The sequence below is a fragment of the Rhodoferax ferrireducens T118 genome (genome assembly GCF_000013605.1).
Lineage (GTDB): Bacteria > Pseudomonadota > Gammaproteobacteria > Burkholderiales > Burkholderiaceae_C > Rhodoferax > Rhodoferax ferrireducens.
Map to the genome: position 1 here is coordinate 3,207,666 of NC_007908.1, position 19,424 is coordinate 3,227,089.

General features: G+C 58.6%; 19 protein-coding genes. 12 read left to right on the forward strand and 7 right to left on the reverse strand.

Features of this window, described 5'->3' with window-relative positions:
• Positions 1-190: 190 nt before the first annotated feature.
• The 9 genes from rho to RFER_RS14705 all read left to right on the forward strand — a co-directional run bounded on the left by rho (position 191) and on the right by RFER_RS14705 (position 9,172).
• Positions 191-1,453 (forward strand): transcription termination factor Rho, encoded by a 1,263-nt coding sequence (gene rho / locus RFER_RS14665; protein ID WP_011465176.1) that lies wholly within the window; start codon positions 191-193, stop codon positions 1,451-1,453.
• Positions 1,454-1,552: 99 nt separating this feature from the next.
• Entirely contained in the window at positions 1,553-1,828 is a 276-nt protein-coding gene (locus RFER_RS14670) for a type B 50S ribosomal protein L31 (RefSeq protein WP_041790807.1), read from the forward strand.
• Positions 1,829-1,895: 67 nt separating this feature from the next.
• Positions 1,896-3,614, forward strand: coding sequence for a hypothetical protein (locus RFER_RS14675; protein ID WP_041790809.1), 1,719 nt, complete (start codon positions 1,896-1,898; stop codon positions 3,612-3,614).
• Positions 3,615-3,737: 123 nt separating this feature from the next.
• Complete coding sequence (pilB, locus tag RFER_RS14680; RefSeq protein WP_011465179.1) at positions 3,738-5,471, forward strand: type IV-A pilus assembly ATPase PilB; 1,734 nt, start codon at positions 3,738-3,740, stop codon at positions 5,469-5,471.
• A gap of 20 nt (positions 5,472-5,491) precedes the next feature.
• Positions 5,492-6,709 carry a type II secretion system F family protein gene (locus tag RFER_RS14685; RefSeq protein WP_011465180.1) on the forward strand — a complete coding sequence of 406 codons (1,218 nt, stop codon included), beginning with the start codon at positions 5,492-5,494 and terminating at the stop codon, positions 6,707-6,709.
• Positions 6,709-7,551: a prepilin peptidase gene (locus RFER_RS14690; RefSeq protein WP_011465181.1), complete on the forward strand. Its 843-nt coding sequence runs from the start codon at positions 6,709-6,711 to the stop codon at positions 7,549-7,551. Before RFER_RS14685 ends, RFER_RS14690 begins: the two co-directional genes overlap by 1 nt.
• Before the next feature lie 3 nt (positions 7,552-7,554).
• Positions 7,555-8,193, forward strand: coding sequence for a dephospho-CoA kinase (coaE, locus tag RFER_RS14695; RefSeq protein WP_011465182.1), 639 nt, complete (start codon positions 7,555-7,557; stop codon positions 8,191-8,193).
• A 5-nt stretch (positions 8,194-8,198) separates the two neighbouring features.
• A complete protein-coding gene (zapD, locus tag RFER_RS14700; protein ID WP_011465183.1) occupies positions 8,199-8,957 on the forward strand; it encodes a cell division protein ZapD in 759 nt (252 codons plus the stop codon).
• On the forward strand, positions 8,954-9,172 hold the full coding sequence (locus tag RFER_RS14705) for a DNA gyrase inhibitor YacG (RefSeq protein WP_011465184.1): 219 nt from the start codon (positions 8,954-8,956) through the stop codon (positions 9,170-9,172). The genes zapD and RFER_RS14705 overlap by 4 nt, the downstream gene beginning before the upstream one ends.
• Before the next feature lie 39 nt (positions 9,173-9,211).
• On the opposite strand, the gene RFER_RS14710 is transcribed toward RFER_RS14705, so the two are convergent.
• The 5 genes from RFER_RS14710 to RFER_RS14730 form a co-directional block, all read right to left on the reverse strand.
• Positions 9,212-9,691 (reverse strand): NUDIX domain-containing protein, encoded by a 480-nt coding sequence (locus tag RFER_RS14710; protein WP_011465185.1) that lies wholly within the window; start codon positions 9,689-9,691, stop codon positions 9,212-9,214.
• Positions 9,688-10,566: an ATP-binding protein gene (locus RFER_RS14715; protein ID WP_011465186.1), complete on the reverse strand. Its 879-nt coding sequence runs from the start codon at positions 10,564-10,566 to the stop codon at positions 9,688-9,690. Before RFER_RS14715 ends, RFER_RS14710 begins: the two co-directional genes overlap by 4 nt.
• Positions 10,563-11,792, reverse strand: coding sequence for a bifunctional glutamate N-acetyltransferase/amino-acid acetyltransferase ArgJ (gene argJ / locus RFER_RS14720; RefSeq protein ID WP_011465187.1), 1,230 nt, complete (start codon positions 11,790-11,792; stop codon positions 10,563-10,565). Before argJ ends, RFER_RS14715 begins: the two co-directional genes overlap by 4 nt.
• A gap of 97 nt (positions 11,793-11,889) precedes the next feature.
• A complete protein-coding gene (gene secA, locus RFER_RS14725) occupies positions 11,890-14,655 on the reverse strand; it encodes a preprotein translocase subunit SecA (RefSeq protein ID WP_011465188.1) in 2,766 nt (921 codons plus the stop codon).
• 141 nt (positions 14,656-14,796) lie between these two features.
• The gene (locus RFER_RS14730) at positions 14,797-15,789 is read right to left on the reverse strand and encodes a M23 family metallopeptidase (protein WP_011465189.1); all 993 of its coding nucleotides are present in this window, start codon (positions 15,787-15,789) and stop codon (positions 14,797-14,799) included.
• 26 nt (positions 15,790-15,815) lie between these two features.
• On the opposite strand from RFER_RS14730, the gene RFER_RS14735 reads away from it, so the two are divergent.
• The 3 genes from RFER_RS14735 (at position 15,816) to RFER_RS14745 (ending at position 17,879) form a co-directional block, all read left to right on the forward strand.
• A complete protein-coding gene (locus RFER_RS14735; protein WP_011465190.1) occupies positions 15,816-16,127 on the forward strand; it encodes a hypothetical protein in 312 nt (103 codons plus the stop codon).
• A 103-nt stretch (positions 16,128-16,230) separates the two neighbouring features.
• The gene (gene msrP / locus RFER_RS14740; protein WP_011465191.1) at positions 16,231-17,238 is read left to right on the forward strand and encodes a protein-methionine-sulfoxide reductase catalytic subunit MsrP; all 1,008 of its coding nucleotides are present in this window, start codon (positions 16,231-16,233) and stop codon (positions 17,236-17,238) included.
• Positions 17,238-17,879 (forward strand): sulfite oxidase heme-binding subunit YedZ, encoded by a 642-nt coding sequence (locus RFER_RS14745; protein WP_011465192.1) that lies wholly within the window; start codon positions 17,238-17,240, stop codon positions 17,877-17,879. Before msrP ends, RFER_RS14745 begins: the two co-directional genes overlap by 1 nt.
• A 27-nt stretch (positions 17,880-17,906) precedes the next feature.
• Here RFER_RS14745 and lysA read toward each other — a convergent pair whose 3' ends face one another.
• Both lysA and lptM read right to left on the reverse strand, forming a co-directional pair.
• Positions 17,907-19,208 (reverse strand): diaminopimelate decarboxylase, encoded by a 1,302-nt coding sequence (lysA, locus tag RFER_RS14750; RefSeq protein ID WP_011465193.1) that lies wholly within the window; start codon positions 19,206-19,208, stop codon positions 17,907-17,909.
• Positions 19,205-19,414, reverse strand: coding sequence for an LPS translocon maturation chaperone LptM (gene lptM, locus RFER_RS25125; RefSeq protein ID WP_084795515.1), 210 nt, complete (start codon positions 19,412-19,414; stop codon positions 19,205-19,207). The genes lysA and lptM overlap by 4 nt, the downstream gene beginning before the upstream one ends.
• Positions 19,415-19,424 lie beyond the last annotated feature (10 nt).

The following is a 19,424-nucleotide window of genomic DNA, read 5'->3' on the forward strand; positions in this document are numbered from 1 at the left end:
AAGCTTTTCCAGATCAGCCTTGACAGGGCTTGAAGACTTCATTTTTTTCCTGTCATAATTACAGCCAGTTCACTGACTCCCATCCTGAGTCAGTTCGAGTTCCCGGTTTAGAACATTGAGGCTGAGGATAGCAGTCCGCCTCACCCAAACCCCCCCTGTATTTCGTTCAATTCCCCTACCTGGCCATTCCATGCACTTAAACGAACTCAAGGCACTGCACGTGTCAGAAGTCCTCAAGCAAGCTGAAGAGCTTGAGATTGAAAACACCGGACGCATGCGCAAGCAAGAGCTGATGTTTGCCATCATCAAGAAGCGCGCCCGCGCCGGTGAGCAGATCTTTGCCGATGGCGTGCTGGAAATCCTGCCCGATGGTTTTGGTTTTTTGCGCAGCCCCGACACCAGCTACACCGCCTCCACGGACGACATTTACATCAGCCCGAGCCAGGTGCGCCGCTTCAACCTGCACACCGGCGACATGATTGAAGGCGAGGTGCGCACGCCCAAAGACGGCGAGCGCTACTTTGCCCTGAACAAGCTTGAAAAAGTCAACGGCGGCGGGCCTGAAGAAAACAAACACAAGGTGATGTTTGAGAACCTGACGCCGCTGTTTCCCAACAAGCAAATGCGGCTCGAACAGGACATCAAGACCGACGAAAACATCACCGGCCGCATCATCGACATCATCGCGCCGATTGGCAAAGGGCAGCGCGCCCTGCTGGTGGCGCCGCCCAAAAGCGGCAAGACGGTGATGATGCAGCACATCGCCCACGCGATTGCCGCCAACTATCCGGAAATTCACATGATGGTGCTGCTGGTCGACGAGCGGCCCGAAGAAGTGACCGAGATGCAGCGCACCGTCAAGGGCGAGGTGATCGCCTCCACCTTTGACGAGCCCGCCGCCCGCCACGTGCACGTGGCCGAGATGGTGATCGAGCGCGCCAAACGCCTGGTCGAGCTGAAAAAAGACGTCGTTATCCTGCTGGATTCCATCACGCGCCTGGCGCGCGCCTACAACAATGTCGTGCCATCCTCCGGCAAGGTATTGACCGGTGGCGTCGACTCCAACGCACTGCAACGCCCCAAGCGCTTCCTGGGCGCGGCGCGCAATGTGGAGGAAGGCGGCTCGCTGACCATCATCGCCACCGCCCTGATCGACACCGGCAGCCGCATGGACGAAGTGATTTTTGAAGAATTCAAGGGCACCGGCAACAGTGAAATCCACCTGGACCGCCGCCTGTACGAAAAACGCGTGTTCCCGTCGATCCAGCTCAACCGCAGCGGCACCCGTCGCGAAGAGCTGTTGCTGGCCCCCGAGATTTTGCAAAAAACCCGCATCCTGCGCCAGTTTCTCTACAACATGGATGAAATCGAGTCGATGGAAATGGTGCTCAAGCAAATGCGCGCCACCAAGAACAACAGCGAATTTTTTGACATGATGCGCCGCGGCGGCTAGGCTATAATTTGCGGTTCTACGCGACAAGTACGACGGGCTTTTAATTGCGCAATGGTTTGCACAAGGGCTGACGCGGCTAACGCAACTGATGGAGAAAACATGAAAGCAGACATTCACCCGAATTACCGCGAAATTTGTTTCCTGGACACGTCCAACGGCTTCAAATTCGTCACCCGCTCTTGCGCTAACGCCAAAGAGATGATCAAGATGGAAGACGGTCGCGAACTGCCGCTGTACAAGATCGACACATCCAGCGAATCGCATCCTTTCTACACCGGCACACAAAAATCCGTGGACAACATGGGTGGCCGTGTCGAGCGCTTCCGCAACCGTTTTGGCAAGACCAAAACCGCAGTTGCCGCTGTCGCCGAATAAACTGGCAAACGCTTCGTCCAAAAGGCAGCCCGGGTTACCCGCGCTGCCTTTTTTTCATCAAACCCGCGTGAATCAAACCACCCCCGCCATCGTCGCCCAAGGCGCCGTGCAGCGTTTGCCGCGCGTTGCCTTGTTTTTGTTTTGCATCGCCTATGTATTGCCGGGCTTGCTGGGCCGCGGCCCCTGGAAAACGGCCGACATATCCGCCTTTGGCTATATGGCCGAATTGGCACGCGGCGGCACCGCATGGCTGTCGCCGCAGTTGATGGGCCTGTCACCCGAGGTCGATGCGCTGCTGCCTTATTGGCTTGGCGCCTGGGCCATGCAACTCGCGCCAGCCTGGTTCGCACCGGATTTTGCGGCGCGCATCCCGTTTGGCTTGTTACTGACGCTGGCCCTGGTCGCCACTTGGTACGGCACTTACTATCTGGCACGCAACCCTGAGGCCCAACCGGTTGCTTTTGCATTTGGCGGAGAGGCCAGGCCGACGGACTATGCGAGAGCCATGGCCGACGGCGGCTTGCTGGCTTTCATCGCTTGCCTGGGCCTGGCCCAGTTGTCCCATGAAACCACGCCTGCGCTGGCACAACTCTGTTTTACGGCGCTCGCGCTGTACGCGCTGGCGGCGCTCCCCTACCGCACGTTAACGCCCGCCATCGCTGGCGTGCTCGGTCTGGCAGGTCTGACCCTGTCGGGGGCTCCCAGCATGGCCGTGCTGTTGGGCGGCGGCGGCGCCCTGATTCAACTGCTGGATCGCTCCAATGAACAAAGCGTGACGCGGCGCGCGGCCATGTTGGCCGCCGGGGCGATCGCAATCGTCACGCTGCTGGTCGCTCTGCTGGCCACCGGGCTGGACTTGTGGCGCTGGCGCATTGAGCTGCCCCATGCCAACTGGACAACGTGGCGCAACCTTGGGCGCCTGCTGCTTTGGTTCACCTGGCCCGCCTGGCCGCTGGCCTTGTGGACCTTGTGGCGCTGGCGCCATCAACTGATTCGCATGGGCATGCCCAGCCGCCATCTGGCGCTGCCGCTGTGGTTTGCAGGCGTTGCCATCGGCGCCACACTGACCACCGGCTCTGCCGATCGGTCCTTGTTACTGGCACTGCCCGCACTGGCTGCGCTGGCTGCGTTTGCCCTGCCCACCTTGCGCCGTAGCGTGGCGTCCTTGGTTGATTGGTTCACCCTGTTATTTTTCTCAGGCTGCGCCTTGACCATCTGGGTCGTGTGGATCGCCCTGCAAACCGGCGTGCCCAGGCAACCCGCCGCCAACGTCGCGCGACTTCTGCCCGGCTTTGAACACAGCTTTTCCTTTGTTCCTTTTCTGCTAGCTGCCAGCGCAACATTGGCGTGGGCCTGGCTGGTGAAGTGGCGAGTTGGCCGGCACCGGGCTGCCATCTGGAAAAGCCTGGTTTTGCCAGCCGGTGGCGCGGCGCTGTGCTGGCTGCTCCTGATGACCTTATGGCTGCCCTTGCTCGACTTTGCCCGCAGCTACGCCCCGCTGGTGCGTCGCACCCTGGTCATCTTTCAGCATCAACCGCGCTGCGTTGAAATCTACGGACTGAGCCGCAGCCAGATCGCGGCTTTTCAATTTCATGGCCATCTGGCACTGCGACCGGCCGGATCGGACAGCCGCTGCCCCTGGCTGATCGTGGACAAGGATGCCGCGCCGACTCTGTCCTCAGTCGTTGACCTGACACGCTGGAACTTTCTCAGCACCATGCGCCACCCGGCAGACCGGTACGAAGACGTGCTCATCTACAAACGAGCAGCCGAACCGGGGTCATAGCCAGGATTCATTCCTGAAGCTGCGCCAAAGTCGCGGTCTGACTTGGCTGCCTTTTGATTGCATCGAACAATCATTCGGCACCGACTCCATAAATCACTTCCTGTCGTAGTACATTCTCGATCTATGACTGCTGTCGACACCTCGTCTCGAGAATCCCCCGCCACGGCCCTTCCGGGCTTGGGCCGCGCCCTCATCCTGGCGGGGAAACTGGGGCAAAAATCAGCAGAAGAAATCTACCGCAAAGCCCAGAGCGCCCGCACCAGCTTTATTGCCGAGCTCACCGGCTCGGGCGCTGTGTCGGCCTCTGACCTGGCGCACACCATGTCGACAGCCTATGCAGCACCGTTGGTGGACATGGCCGCCATTGACCCGCAACGCCTGCCCAAGGGCTTGCTGGATGTAAAAATCTGCCATGACTACCGCGTGGTGGTCTTGAGCAAACGAAATAACAGGCTGATCGTTGCGACCGCTGACCCCTCCGACAGCCAGGCGGCCGAAAAAATCAAGTTTGCCACCCAGTTGGGCGTTGACTGGGTCGTTGCCGAATACGACAAGCTGCTGCAACTGGTCACCGCCAACGCCATCACCGCGTCGGAAACGATGGAGCACATCATTGGGGACGACTTCGAGTTCGATGAGGCTTCGACAGAGGCCTTGACGGAAAGCTCGGACACGTCAAGCTCCGAAGTTGAGGACGCGCCAGTTGTCAAGTTTTTACACAAGATGCTGCTGGACGCCTTCAGCATGCGTGCGTCCGATCTGCACTTTGAACCGTATGAGCACAACTACCGTGTCCGCTTCCGTATTGACGGGGAACTGAGAGAGATCGCCTCGCCTCCGATTGCCATCAAGGACAAGCTGGCGTCGCGCATCAAAGTGATTTCCAGAATGGACATCTCTGAAAAACGCGTCCCGCAAGACGGCAAGATGAAGCTCAAGATTGGCCCGGAAAGGGTGATCGACTTCCGGGTCAGCACCTTGCCCACGCTGTTCGGCGAGAAAATTGTGATCCGCATACTGGACCCCGGCAGCGCCAAGCTGGGCATTGAAGCACTGGGTTACGAGCCCGAGGAAAAAGAAAGGCTGCTGCAGGCCATTGGGCGACCGTACGGCATGATCCTGGTCACCGGGCCAACCGGCTCAGGCAAGACAGTCTCTCTGTACACCTGCCTGAACATGCTGAACAAGCCGGGGGTCAACATCGCGACGGCCGAAGACCCTTGCGAAATCAATTTGCCGGGCGTTAACCAGGTTAACGTCAACGACAAAGCCGGACTCACCTTTGCGGTCGCGCTCAAATCATTTCTGAGGCAAGACCCCGACATCATCATGGTCGGCGAAATTCGCGATCTTGAAACGGCTGACATCTCGATCAAGGCCGCCCAGACCGGTCACCTGGTGCTCTCCACACTCCACACCAACGACGCACCCACCACGCTGACGCGCATGCGCAACATGGGTATTGCCCCTTTCAACATTGCGTCCAGCGTGATCCTGATTACGGCGCAGCGGCTCGCGCGGCGCCTGTGCCCGAATTGCAAAACCCCGATCGAGATTCCCCGCAAGGCCTTGATTGATGCCGGCTACCAGGACGATGAATTCCAGGCGCCCTGGATCAGCTACCGAGCGGTGGGTTGCTCCATGTGCAACAACGGCTACAAAGGACGCGTAGGTATTTATCAAGTGATGCCGGTCAGCGAGGAGATTCAACGCATCATCCTGCGTGATGGCAGCGCGCTGGAAATCGCCGAGCAAGCCAAACGCGAAGGTGTGCGATCGCTGCGGCAGGCCGGGCTGCACAAAGCCAAGTTGGGCCTGACTTCACTCGAAGAAGTGCTCGCCGTGACCAACGAATGATCCCTTAATTGAAAAGACCTATGGCAACTGAAAAGTCAAAAAAAATCAAGGAATTTGTCTTTGAGTGGGAAGGCAAGGACCGCAATGGCAAGCAGGTACGCGGGGAAACCCGAGCGGTTGGCGAGCACCAGGTTCAGTCCATGCTGCGTCGCCAGGGCGTCATGTCAACCAAGATCAAGAAACGCCGGATGCGCGCCGGGAAATCCATCAAGCCCAAAGACCTCGCCATCTTCACGCGCCAACTCGCCACCATGATGAAGGCCGGCGTGCCGCTGCTGCAAGCGTTTGACATCGTCGGGCGCGGCAACCCCAATCCCAGCGTCACCAAACTGCTCAACGATATTCGTACCGATGTTGAAACCGGAACTTCATTGAGTGTTGCCTTTCGCAAGTTCCCGCTGTATTTCGACAACCTCTATTGCAATCTGATCGAGGCCGGGGAGTCCGCCGGTATTCTCGACCAGCTGCTCGACCGGCTGGCGGTTTACATGGAGAAGACCGAAGCCATCAAGTCCAAAATCAAGTCGGCCTTGATGTATCCGATTTCGGTCCTGATCGTCGCTTTTGTGGTCACGGCTGTGATCATGATTTTTGTCGTGCCGGCCTTCAAGGAGGTGTTCTCGAATTTTGGCGCCGACCTGCCGGCGCCCACGCTGGTCGTGATTGCCATCAGCGAAATTTTCGTCAAGTATTGGTGGCTTATTTTTGGTGCCATTGGCGGCGGCTTTTACTTTTTCATGCAAGCCTGGCGGCGCAACGAAAAGATGCAACACGTGATGGACCGCATCATGCTCAAGATGCCCATTTTTGGCGTGCTGGTCGACAAATCATGCATTGCCCGCTGGACACGCACCCTGTCGACCATGTTCGCCGCCGGTGTACCGCTGGTCGAAGCACTCGATTCCGTGGGCGGCGCCGCCGGCAATTCGGTGTACGAGATTGCCACCAAAAAAATCCAGCAAGAAGTCTCAACCGGCACGGCACTCACGGTGGCCATGACCAATACCAATCTCTTTCCGTCCATGGTCTTGCAGATGTGTTCTATTGGTGAAGAATCGGGCTCGATTGATCACATGCTCGGCAAGGCGGCAGATTTTTACGAGGCCGAGGTCGATGACATGGTGGCAGGCATCTCAAGCCTCATGGAGCCCATCATCATTGTGATTCTGGGTGTCGTGATTGGCGGCATTGTGGTGGCCATGTACCTGCCCATTTTCAAACTGGGTCAGGTGGTCTGATGCTGGTGGCAACATGGTTTGACGCCACCGTGCTGGGCGTTCTGGGCTTGTTGATTGGCAGCTTTCTCAACGTGGTGATTTACCGGTTACCGGTCATGCTGGAAGCGCAGTGGAAAGCCGAGTGCGCCGAAATGACCGGTAAAGAAACGACGTCGGCAGAGAAGTTCAATCTGGCCGTACCTCGCTCGCGCTGCCTGAAGTGCGACCATCAAATCCAGTGGTATGAAAACATTCCGGTGTTCAGCTATCTCTTTTTACGGGGAAAATGTTCAAACTGCAAGGCTCCCATCAGCTTGCGTTACCCCTTGGTGGAGCTGGCAACGGCTGCCCTGTTTGTTTATTGCGGCTGGAAATGGGGCGCCACACCCACTGCTCTGGTCTGGTGCGGTTTCGGTGCCACCATGCTGGCGTTGGGCTGCATCGACTGGGACACCACGCTGTTGCCGGATGACATCACCCTGCCGCTGCTCTGGGCGGGCTTGATTGCCGCCGCGCTGCAATGGACACCCGTCGCGCTGCCAGAGGCGCTTTGGGGCGCTGTGGCGGGCTATGTGTCACTGTGGCTGGTTTATTGGGCCTTCAAGCTCGTGACCGGCAAGGAAGGCATGGGTTTTGGCGACTTCAAGCTGTTTGCTGCACTGGGTGCCTGGTTCGGCTGGCAGGCGCTGGTGCCCATCATTTTGATGGCTTCGGTGATTGGCGCGGTGATTGGCATTGCCATGAAATTCTCCAGCGGGTTGCGTGAAGGTGGCTACATTCCTTTCGGGCCTTTTCTGGTCGGCGCCGGCCTGACTGCGATGATTTTTGGCCCCGGCTCGATTCTTCGCGCGTTTGGGCTCTAGACCATGCGGGGGCTTGTCCGGCTCGGGCTGACCGGTGGCATTGGCAGCGGCAAAAGCACCGTGGCCGGCCTGCTGGCTGAACTGGGTGCCGCCGTGGTGGATGCCGATGCAATTGCACGTCATCTGACCGCGCCGAACGGACCGGCCATCGCCTCGATTGCCGCAACTTTTGGTCCGGATTTCATCACCTCGACGGGTGCCATGGATCGGGAGAAAATGCGCGCACTGGCCTACGCCGACATCACGGCGCGGCAACGCCTCGAAGCCATCATCCACCCGCTGGTTCGACAGGAGACACAGCGACAAACGCTGCTGGCGGCAAATCAAGGCCACCCCTGCATCGTCTTTGATGTTCCGCTGCTGGTTGAATCCACCACCTGGCGCGAAAAACTCGATTGGGTGCTGGTGGTGGATTGCACGCCTGCCACCCAGATCAGCCGGGTCATGGCCCGCAATGCCTTGACCCGCGACGAAGTGGAGAAAATCATCGCCTCACAAGCCAGCCGCCGCCACCGCCTGAATGCTGCAGATGCGGTTATCTTCAATGACAGTCTGTCACTTGGGGCTTTGGCCTTGGAGGTTGATGAAGTCGCACGTCACTTCGGGCTATCATGCCAACCGTTAAGCCCTAACCAAAAATAATCAGCGTGATCCTTTACGAATACCCATTTAACGAGCGCATCCGCACCTATTTACGGCTCGAACATCTGTTTCTTCGGCTCAGGGAGCTGGTCTCGCGCGAGTCAGCGCTGGATCACCACTTTGCGCTCTCGACCCTGTTCGAGATCATGGATGTCGGCGCCCGCGCTGACCTCAAGTCCGACGTGCTCAAAGACCTGGACAAACAAAAACACACGCTCGATGCTTACCGGGGCAACCCTGCCATTGCCGAAGATGTGCTCAACGAGATCGTTGCGCAGTTGGAAACCAGTTTCCAGGCCATAAATAACCTGCCCGGCAAATGCGGGCAATCGCTCAACGACAACGACTGGCTCATGAGCATCCGCAGCCGCGTCGGGATTCCGGGTGGAACCTGTGAGTTCGACCTGCCGGCCTACTATGCCTGGCAACACAAAACAGGAGGCCAGCGCCAGCAGGATCTGGCGCGGTGGATTACCACGTTAACGCCGCTGGCCGACTCGATTCAATTGCTGCTCAAGCTCCTGCGTGACTCGGGTACGCCGCAAAAAGTGATCACCAATGGCGGACAATTTCAGCAGAGCTTGCCCCAGGGACGCACTTTTCAGCTTCTGCGACTGGCCCTGGACCCGACGCTTGGTTTGATACCGGAAATCAGTGGCAATCGTCTGATGGTGTCGATCCGGCTAATGCGCCAGGGAGACGATGACCGGCTGCATGCAAGCAGCGAAGATGCCACTTTTGAACTCGCCTTGTGCTCATCATGAAACCTGCCAATGAAACGCCGCCAGTTCGGCCCAAAATCGTCGTGTGCCCAAGCTGCGGCGGTGAGAGTGTCTATGCCGCGTCCAATCCGTTCCGGCCTTTTTGCAGCGAGCGTTGCAAAAATGTTGATTTTGGCGCGTGGGCCAGTGAAAGCTTTCGGGTGCCAGCCAGCGGCCTGCCAGAAGATCAAGCCGACGGCGCTGAACCACTTCAATAGATTTATAAGAAATAGGGCTGTAGCCCCCGTGTAATATACTTAAGTAGCTACTAAATAAGTAGCATTCTTGAAGCCACGCTCATCGGCCAGCCATTGCAGCACCGGCACCGTGCCGGGCAGTACGGGTGCCACCTGCACCGGCAACTGTTGCCACGCGAACAATTGCGCTTCGCGCATCTGCAAGTCGCCCATCCAGTTGAAAACCTTGCAGAAGTTCAAACGCACCAGGGCGTGGGGGTAGTCCACCATTTCAACGCGCCAAGGCATTACCGGGCCGATGGTGATGCCGAGTTCTTCATGCAACTCGCGGTGCAAGGCTTGGGCCACGCCTTCACCCGCTTCCAGCTTGCCACCCGGAAACTCCCAATAACCGGCATAGACTTTGCCCACTGGCCGGGAAGTGAGCAAAAAGCCGCCATCCGGGCGGATCAGAACACCAACCGCGACATCAACAACCGGGCGATTGGCGCCACCTTCGCGCGGCAGCGCGGCGTCAGCGACCAGCATCGCGCTACTCATGCATCAGCGACATGGGTGCCTGCATAGTCACGCGCAAACTGGTAGGCCACCCGGCCGCTGCGTGAACCTCGCTCCAGGGCCCAGACCAGGGCGTCTGGCCGGGCGGCCTCAATCGCCGGTGCAGCGACACCGAACGAGCTCAACCACTGCGCCACGATGGCCAGATACTCATCCTGGTTAAAGGGGTAGAAGCTGACCCACAAGCCAAACCGCTCGGAGAGCGAAATTTTTTCTTCCACGCCTTCACCCGGATGCACTTCGCCGTCATCCGTATGGCTGTAGCTCAGGTTTTCGCGCATGTATTCCGGCAACAGATGGCGCCGATTGCTGGTGGCATAAATCAGAATATTGGCGGTCGTGGCGGCCACCGAGCCGTCCAGGATCGACTTGAGCGCTTTGTAACCCGGCTCACCGTCTTCAAAACTGAGATCGTCGCAAAACACGATGAATTTCTCGGGCCGATCCGACACCACGTCCACGATATCGGGCAGATCAACCAAATCTGCTTTGTCGACCTCAATCAGGCGCAAGCCGCGCTGCGCATATTCGTTCAGACAGGCTTTGATCAAAGACGACTTGCCCGTGCCGCGGGCCCCCGTCAGGAGCACATTGTTGGCCGGCTGGCCATTGACGAACTGCAGGGTGTTGCGGCGAATCTTTTCCTTTTGCGGCTCAACTTCTTTCAAGTCGGACAGCCGCATGGCGCCCACATGCCGCACGGGTTCCAGCACACCGTGGCCAGCGCTGCGCTTGCGGTAGCGATAGGCAAAGCCTGCGGTCCAATCGGGCGGCGTCAGCGCGTGTGGCAACACCGATTCAATCCGGCCGATCAGCTGCTCGGCACGCGCCAGCAGGTGCTCAAATTGCTCGTTCATGAACGGTAGTCAGCGTTGATCGTGACATAGTCGTGACTCAGGTCACAAGTCCAGACCGTATCTGCCGCATCGCCTCGCCCCAACAGCACCCGCACGGTGATTTCACTCTGCTTCATGACGCGCTGGCCCTCTTCTTCCCGGTAGGCCGGATGGCGGCCACCCTGCGTGACCACATGCACCTCGTCCAGGTACAGGTCGATGCGCGTCTGATCCAGATCGCTGATCCCCGCGTAGCCGACCGCAGCCAGAATACGCCCCAGGTTGGGATCGCTGGCAAAAAAAGCCGTCTTCACCAGCGGCGAATGGGCAACGGCATAGGCCACCTGGCGACACTCAAACGGGGTCTTGCCGCCTTCCACCTTGAGGGTGATAAATTTTGTCGCGCCTTCGCCATCGCGCACGATGGCTTGCGCCAGTTTTTTTGCCACGCCCAGCATGGCGGACCGGAGCGCTCGCCCGTCAGGGCTGTCCAGCGATTCAATTGGCACATGCATGGCTTTGTTGGTGGCGATCACCACAAAGGAGTCATTGGTGGAAGTGTCACCATCGACCGTCACCCGGTTGAATGAAGCCTCAGCCAGTTCTGTCGCCAGCTGCTGCATCAAAGCCTGGCTGACACAGGCGTCGGTCGCCATAAAGCCCAGCATGGTGGCCATATTGGGCCGAATCATGCCCGCGCCTTTGCTGATGCCGGTGATGCTCACCAAGGCGCCACCAACCAGCACCTGCGTTCCAAATGCTTTGGCCACGGTGTCGGTGGTCATGATGCCCTCGGCGCCGCGCAGCCAATTGTCTTCGCGCACGTCTGCCAGCGCGCCGTCCAGCCCGGCCTCAATCCGCTCAACCGGCAGGGTTTCCATGATGACACCGGTGGAAAAGGGCAGCACTTGCGCCGCGGAGATGCCGAGCTTGCGCGCCAACGTCAGACACGTGCCCAGGGCTCGGGCGCGCCCATCTTCACCCGTGCCTGCATTGGCATTGCCGGTATTGATCAGCAAGGCCCGAATGCCGGCACCGCTGGCAAGATGTTGCCGGCACAGTTGCACCGGCGCTGCACAAAACCGGTTCTGCGTGAAGACACCCGACACCGACGCGCCCGGATCGATCAGCACCACGGTCAAATCCTTGCGCTGGGCTTTGCGAATGCCGGCTTCAGTCACACCGATGCGCACGCCGGCGATCGGGTAAAGCTCGTCAGGGTTGGGGGCAGGCAAATTGACAGACATGCTTTTCTTTCAAATCAGGATCAGATGATCCAAAACTCATCCCAAAAAATGGGCCGTGGCAATCAACCAGGGCCCATCGATTTGGCGCGAATTTGCCTCAGGCCAGCTTGCCGTGGCAGTGTTTGTACTTTTTGCCACTGCCGCAAGGACACAGCTCGTTGCGACCGACACGGGGAACGTTTCCGCCCGGAATGGTCGATTTTTTCCTGAAAGTTTCGTCGTCGGTAATGGTTTCAACCTCGCCGGTTTCAGTAGGTGCCATATAGGTCACATTGGCGATGCTTTCACCCCGACTCTCCATGTCCTCAGCGGCCTGTTCCAGTTGTTCGCTGGATTGCACCTTGACGGTCATGAGCACTTTGGTGACATCATTCTTAACGGCGTCAAGCAACTGGCTGAAGAGCTCGAATGCTTCGCGCTTGTATTCCTGTTTCGGTTGCTTCTGGGCATAGCCACGCAAATGAATGCCCTGGCGCAGATAGTCCAGCGAACTTAAGTGTTCACGCCAATGGGTGTCAATGCTTTGCAGCAACACCATGCGCTCGAACTGGGTAAAGTTTTCACCGCCCACCTGCTCCACCTTGGCGGCAAAGACCCGATCGGCCTCCTGTTGCACGCTGGTCAGCAGATCATGATCGGTAATTGCGCTCGCTGCGCTGACCTGCTGCTGCAATGCCAGATTCAGCTGCCAATCGTCAGCCAGAACCTTTTCCAGTGTCGCAATATCCCACTGCTCTTCAACCGACTCCACCGGCACATATTGACGCACCAGATCATCGAAACAACCCGCACGCAAGGAGGCAATCTGGGCGCTCAGGTCGCCGGCGTCCAGAATTTCATTGCGCTGCTGGTAAATCACCTTGCGCTGGTCGTTGGCCACGTCGTCGTACTCCAACAACTGCTTGCGCATGTCGAAATTGCGCGACTCCACCTTGCGCTGGGCGCTCTCGATTGAGCGCGTCACGATGCCGGCTTCGATCGCCTCGCCATCGGGCATCTTGAGCCGGTCCATGATCGCCTTGACCCGGTCCCCGGCAAAAATGCGCATCAGCGAGTCGTCCAAACTCAGGTAGAAGCGCGACGAGCCGGGATCGCCTTGGCGACCGGAGCGGCCACGCAGCTGGTTGTCGATACGGCGCGACTCGTGGCGTTCAGTTGCAATGATGCGCAAGCCCCCCAAGGCCTTGACTTTTTCGTGCTCCTGCACCCACTGCGCTTGTATCGCGTCAATCTGCTGTTGTTTCTGTTCGGCCGTCAGCGTTTCATCCGCTTCCACCGCTTCCAACTCCTTGCTGACGTTGCCGCCCAACACAATGTCCGTACCCCGACCCGCCATATTGGTGGCGATGGTGATGACCTTTGAGCGCCCGGCCTGGGCAATGATCTCCGCCTCGCGCGCATGCTGCTTGGCGTTGAGCACCTGATGCGGCAATTTTTCCTTGTCCAACAATGCGGCAATGATTTCCGAGTTCTCGATGGAGGTCGTGCCCACCAGCACCGGCTGACCGCGCTCATAACACTCCCGGATATCCTTGATCGCCGCCTCGTATTTTTCACGCGTGGTCTTGTAGACCCGGTCCAACTGGTCGTCACGTCGGCTGGGACGGTTCGGTGGCATCACCAGCGTTTCAAGACCGTAGATTTCCTGGAACTCGTAGGCTTCGGTGTCGGCCGTGCCTGTCATGCCCGCCAGCTTGCCGTACAGGCGGAAGTAGTTCTGGAACGTGATCGACGCCATGGTCTGGTTTTCAGGCTGAATGGCGACACCCTCCTTGGCCTCCACGGCCTGATGCAAGCCCTCGCTCCAGCGCCGCCCCGACATCAGTCGGCCCGTGAATTCGTCCACGATCACAATTTCGCCGTTTTGCACCACATAGTGCTGGTCACGGTGATACAGATGGTTGGCGCGCAACGCGGCATACAGGTGATGCATCAGCGTGATATTGGCCGGGTCGTACAGTGTGGCGCCTTCAGGAATCAGCCCCAGCTCGGAGAGAATGCGCTCGGCGCTCTCGTGCCCCTGCTCGGTCAAGAAAACCTGATGACTCTTCTCATCCACGGTGAAGTCACCCGGCTTGGTGACACCTTCGCCGGTGCGAATGTCTTCTTCACCTTCCTGGCGTTGCAGCAAGGGCACCACTTTATTGATGGCAATGTAAAGGTCAGTCTGGTCTTCGGCCTGGCCGCTGATGATGAGCGGTGTGCGTGCCTCGTCGATCAGGATTGAATCGACCTCATCAACAATGGCGTAATTGAGGCCGCGTTGCACCCGGTCGGCCCCCTCGTAGACCATGTTGTCGCGCAGGTAATCAAAGCCGTATTCGTTGTTGGTGCCGTAGGTGATATCGGCGCGGTACGCCGCCTGCTTTTCCTCGCGCGCCATGTTGGGCAGATTGATGCCGACGCTCAAACCCAAAAAGTTGTAGAGCTTGCCCATCCACTGCGCATCCCGATTGGCCAGGTAATCATTAACCGTGACGACGTGAACCCCTTTGCCCGTTAACGCATTGAGGTACACCGGCATGGTGGCGGTAAGTGTCTTGCCTTCGCCGGTGCCCATTTCGGAAATCTTGCCGTTGTGCAGGGACATGCCGCCGAGCAACTGCACGTCGAAATGGCGCATCTTCATCACACGCTTGGAACCCTCACGCACCACGGCAAACGCCTCGGGCAACAGGGCATCCAGGGACTCCCCCTTGGCGATGCGATCCTTGAACTCCTGGGTCTTGCCGCGCAACGCCTCATCAGAGAGCTTCTCAAGCTCGGCTTCCATGGCGTTGATGCGCACCACACTCTTGCGGTACTGTTTGAGCTGGCGGTCATTGCGACTGCCGAAAATTTTGGTGAGAATGTTAGTGGCCATGAATGCAAGACCGATCCGCCAGCCCACCGGGGCCAACAGAACAGCGCAATCCTTTTATTAATCTGGATGAAATGGGGTCATCGTCGCGAAGTGCAAGCGTTTGAACGAAATACGCAGCGCTGAGATAACCAAGACGCGATTTTACCTTTGACCGGCCAACCGATTTTCTGGGCGGCTTGGCCGGGCTGGCGCAGCAGCCATCAGCTTGGCCAATTGAGGTGTTGCCAGGTTTTGCCCGGCCGCCAGAAACTTCTGGGGGTCCTGCGGAATGCCCATCACCAACACCTCAAAATGCAAATGCGCGCCCGTGGAGCGGCCGGTGGTACCCACCTCGGCAATCTTTTGCCCGCGCCTGATCAAGTCGCCCTTCTTGACCAGTACTTTGGAGGCATGGGCATAACGGCTGATGAGGTCATTGCCGTGATCAATTTCAATCATGTTGCCGTATTCGGGATGAAACTCCTGCGTTACCACCACGCCACCGGCAGCAGCGACGATGGGTGTTCCAGAAATGGCCGGGAAATCCAGCCCGGTGTGCAGCGCCGTACGGCCGGTCAGCGGGTCCAGACGCCAGCCAAAGGCAGAACCTACCGTCGCTGTGATGACCGGCGGCTGTGTCGGCACCATCATGTTGCGAATTTTCTGCTCAAACAAACGCGACTCCAGCACCGTCAGCAAATCGGTCCGTTGATCGGTCAGGCGCGCCAGGTCGTCCAGCGTCGTCTGCAGCTCGTCCATCGACAATGAATGCCCCGACACGAGCGCGCCGCCTTGACCCGTCTGGGCCTTGATCTCGAGCGGGTTAACCCCTGCCAAGCCCGAGACCCGCTCACCCAAAGACTCCAATTGCCTCAGTTTTGCCTGCATTTCGCCCAACTTGCGCGCCAATGCATCCAGGTTTTCACGCATAAACCGGTCCCGTTGGGCAAACTCATCCTTCACGACCACGCGCAGCAAGTTGCCGACCACGGGCCACCCCTCCCTGGCACCCTTCAAAAACACATAGTGGTAGACACCCGCCGCCAGCAATATCAAGGTCAATGAGGCCAGCAACGCAGCCAGAACCAGCTTGGTACCACTGAGGTGTATCGCACGACTCTTGGCGAGCCACGCATCCGTGATAATCAATTGCATTCCAATAGTTCCTCAGTAAGCCATCCATGAACCGCCGCCATCATGCCGTCTCGCTGCTGCAAGCCAGCCAGGACTCGCCAACGCTGGCGCGACTGACCGAACTCACACGTGACTCGGCGGCGCGACTCAAGGCGGTTGAATCGCTCATTCCTGCAGCCTTGTTTTCAGCCGTCAAAGCCGGCCCCATTGAAGGCCCGGTTTGGTGTCTGCTGTTGGACAACAACGCAGCCGCAGCAAAAATTCGCCAGTTGTTACCCGCGCTGCAATCTCACTTGCGGGTCAAGGGGTGGGAGGTTAACTCAATTCGGCTCAAGGTCCAAGTGGCTCGCCCGCGCTAATTCCCCACGCCAGCATCATCGCCCGTCAGCTTGAATAATCTGCTAATGTTTGACGATAGATAAGCACGTTTTCCCGCGACCACCCTGAAACGAGGACACCACCATGCTGATCAAAACCAATCGCGACGGCTTTTGCCAGCCGCTCGCCAGCGAGATCACGTCCCAGCGCGTTTATGAGCAACGGCGCACCCTTGTCAAGCTGATGGCCAGCGGTGTGGCAGGTGCAGCACTGTCTGCCTGGGCTTCGCGCGCTGCCCATGCACAAGAAGCCAGCCTGACGCCCCGACCCGGCAAGCAGCCTGCGCTACCCAGTGTGAAGTCGAGCTTGGCGGGTGCCATCACCATGGAAAAGCTGACACCTTACAAGGACGCCAGCAGCTACAACAATTTTTACGAATTTGGCACCGACAAGGCAGACCCTGCACGCCATGCCCATACCCTCAAGACCAGCCCCTGGACGGTGGAAATCGAAGGACTGGTCAAAAAGCCGGCCCAATACACACTGGAGGATTTGCTGAAACTCAGTGCCCAGCAAGAGCGCGTTTATCGGCTGCGCTGTGTTGAAGGCTGGTCCATGGTGATTCCGTGGATCGGTTATTCGCTCAGTGAGTTGATCAAAAAAGTGGAGCCGCTGGGCAGCGCCAAGTACGTGGAGTTTGTCACGCTGGCCGATCCCAAGACGATGCCGGGCGTCGGCTCCCGGGTTCTTGATTGGCCCTATGTCGAAGCTTTGCGCCTGGACGAGGCCATGCACCCGCTGACCCTGCTGAGCTTCGGCATGTACGGCGAGCTGCTGCCCAATCAAAACGGGGCGCCGGTGCGCCTGGTGGTGCCCTGGAAATATGGCTTCAAGAGCGGCAAAAGTCTGGTCAAAATCCGCTTCACCGACAAGCCGCCCGCCACCGCCTGGAACAAGGCCGCTGCCAATGAATATGGTTTCTACTCCAACGTGAACCCCAACGTGGACCACCCGCGCTGGAGCCAGGCGACCGAGCGGCGGATCGGTGAGGATGGCTTGTTTGCCAAGAAGCGCAAGACCCTGATGTTCAATGGCTATGAGGCACAGGTCGGGCAACTCTACGCGGGCATGGACCTCAAGAAGTTTTTCTGATGTCGGCGCTCGCCGCGCGGCGGCCAGCAGCGTGGTTGAGGCCGCTTCTGCGCCACCGCCTGGCCAAACCGCTCGTCTTTGGCTTGTCGCTGCTGCCGTTTTGCTGGCTGCTTTATGGGGCGATCTTTGATCAGTTGGGTGCCAATCCGGCCGAAGCGCTGGTTCGGGCCACCGGGGACTGGACGCTGCGCTTCCTGTGCCTGGTGCTGACGGTCACGCCACTGCGGGTCATCTCCAACACACCGGCGCTGGCGAGTTTTCGACGCATGCTGGGTTTGTTCGTGTATTTCTACGTCGCCATGCATTTGCTGAGCTACAGCTGGTTTGACATGGGGTTTGACATGACCGAGATCGGGCGAGACATTGCCAAGCGCCCGTTCATTCTGGTGGGTTTCTCGGCTTTTGTTCTGCTCACCGCATTGGCTTTGACATCCTTCAATCGGGCCATCAAAACCCTTGGCGCCAAACGCTGGCAGCTTTTGCACCGGCTGGTTTATATCGTTGCCGGGCTCGCGCTGCTGCACTTCTTCTGGATGCGCGCGGGCAAAAATGATTTTGCCGAGGTGTTGGTGTACGCCCTGATTCTGGGCTTGCTGCTGGGCTGGCGATTGGTCAATTTTATAAGTAAAACTCGGCGCTAGCCCCCGTGGAATATGCGTATACCACTATCAAATAAATAGCGTAGTTGGCATCTGACCGACCAGACTTTCACCTTGCATCTGATCCGCAATCGTTTCACGTTGCCGAATAACGTAGGCTTGGGCACCGTCCACCAGAATTTCTGCAGCACGTCCGCGCGAGTTGTAGTTGCTGGCCATGCTCATGCAGTAGGCCCCTGCTGACAGCACCGCCAGCAGGTCGCCCGGCTGCACCGCCAGGGAGCGGTCATGCCCGATCCAGTCGCCGCTCTCACAGATGGGGCCCACCACGTCGTAAGTGTCCGGGGCACCCGGGCGCCGGTTCAACGGCACGATCTGGTGGAACGCCTGGTACATGGCCGGGCGCGGCAAGTCGTTCATGGCGGCGTCGATGATGCAGAAGTTTTTTTGCTCGCCGGGTTTGAGATACAGCACCTCCGACAGGCACACCCCGGCATTGCCCACCAGCGAGCGCCCCGGCTCGATCATCAAATGCCGCTGGCCAAAGCCGCGCGCATCGAGACGAGCCAACAGCTTTTGCCAGAGAAGCCCGGCATCGGGCGGTGTCTCGCCGTGGTAATCAATGCCCAGGCCACCGCCAAAATCGATGTGATGAAGGGGAATGCCCGCCGCCTCAATCGCTTCCACCAGATCCAGCATACGGTCCACTGCATCCAGATAAGGTCCCTCCTGCGTGATCTGTGAGCCGATGTGGCAATCGATACCGACCACCCGAACGCCGGCCAGCTTCACGGCCCGCTGGTAAGTCGGCAGCACGCGTTCATGCGCCACGCCGAACTTGCTGTCCTTGAGACCGGTGGAAATGTAGGGGTGAGTCTTGGGGTCCACATTGGGATTGACGCGGATGCTCACCGGTGCCGCCACCCCCATGGACAAAGCCACCTCGCTCAGAACTTCAAGCTCCGCTTCACTCTCGACGTTGAAACAGCCAATGCCGGCCCGTAACGCACGCCGCATTTCCGCACGGGTCTTGCCGACGCCCGAGAAAATTATTTTTTCAGCCCGACCACCCGCGGCCAGCACACGGTCCATGTCACCGCCCGAGACAATGTCAAAACCGCAGCCCGCTTCGGCAAAAACCTGAATCACGCCGAGTGCCGGATTGGCTTTCATGGCGTAACAGATCTGCACGTTGCGCCCGGCGAAGCCACGCTGGTAAGCGGCCAGTGCCGCCAGCATGGCGCTTTTCGAATAGACGAAAAGCGGGGTACCGTGGGCTCGTACCAGATCACTCAAGCGAATTTCTTCACAAAAAAGTTCATTGCCCCGGTAGGCAAAATGGGGCTGGCCGGGAGGATTTTGGAGTGTCATTGGGGCGCGGGGGTGGCAGCCGAGGCTGCGTGGGCAGGCAAGCTGGCAGGTGACGGGGCAGTCTGCGTTTCGGGCCAGGTGGTCCGTTTTGCAACGGCTGGTTCTGTGGGCAAATACAGCGGGCCTTGCTGACCGCAAGCCGACAGGCTTACCACGCCGCTGGCAAGGACCACCGTACTGACTAGAATTTGCAAGAATCTCAACATGGTGAAATTG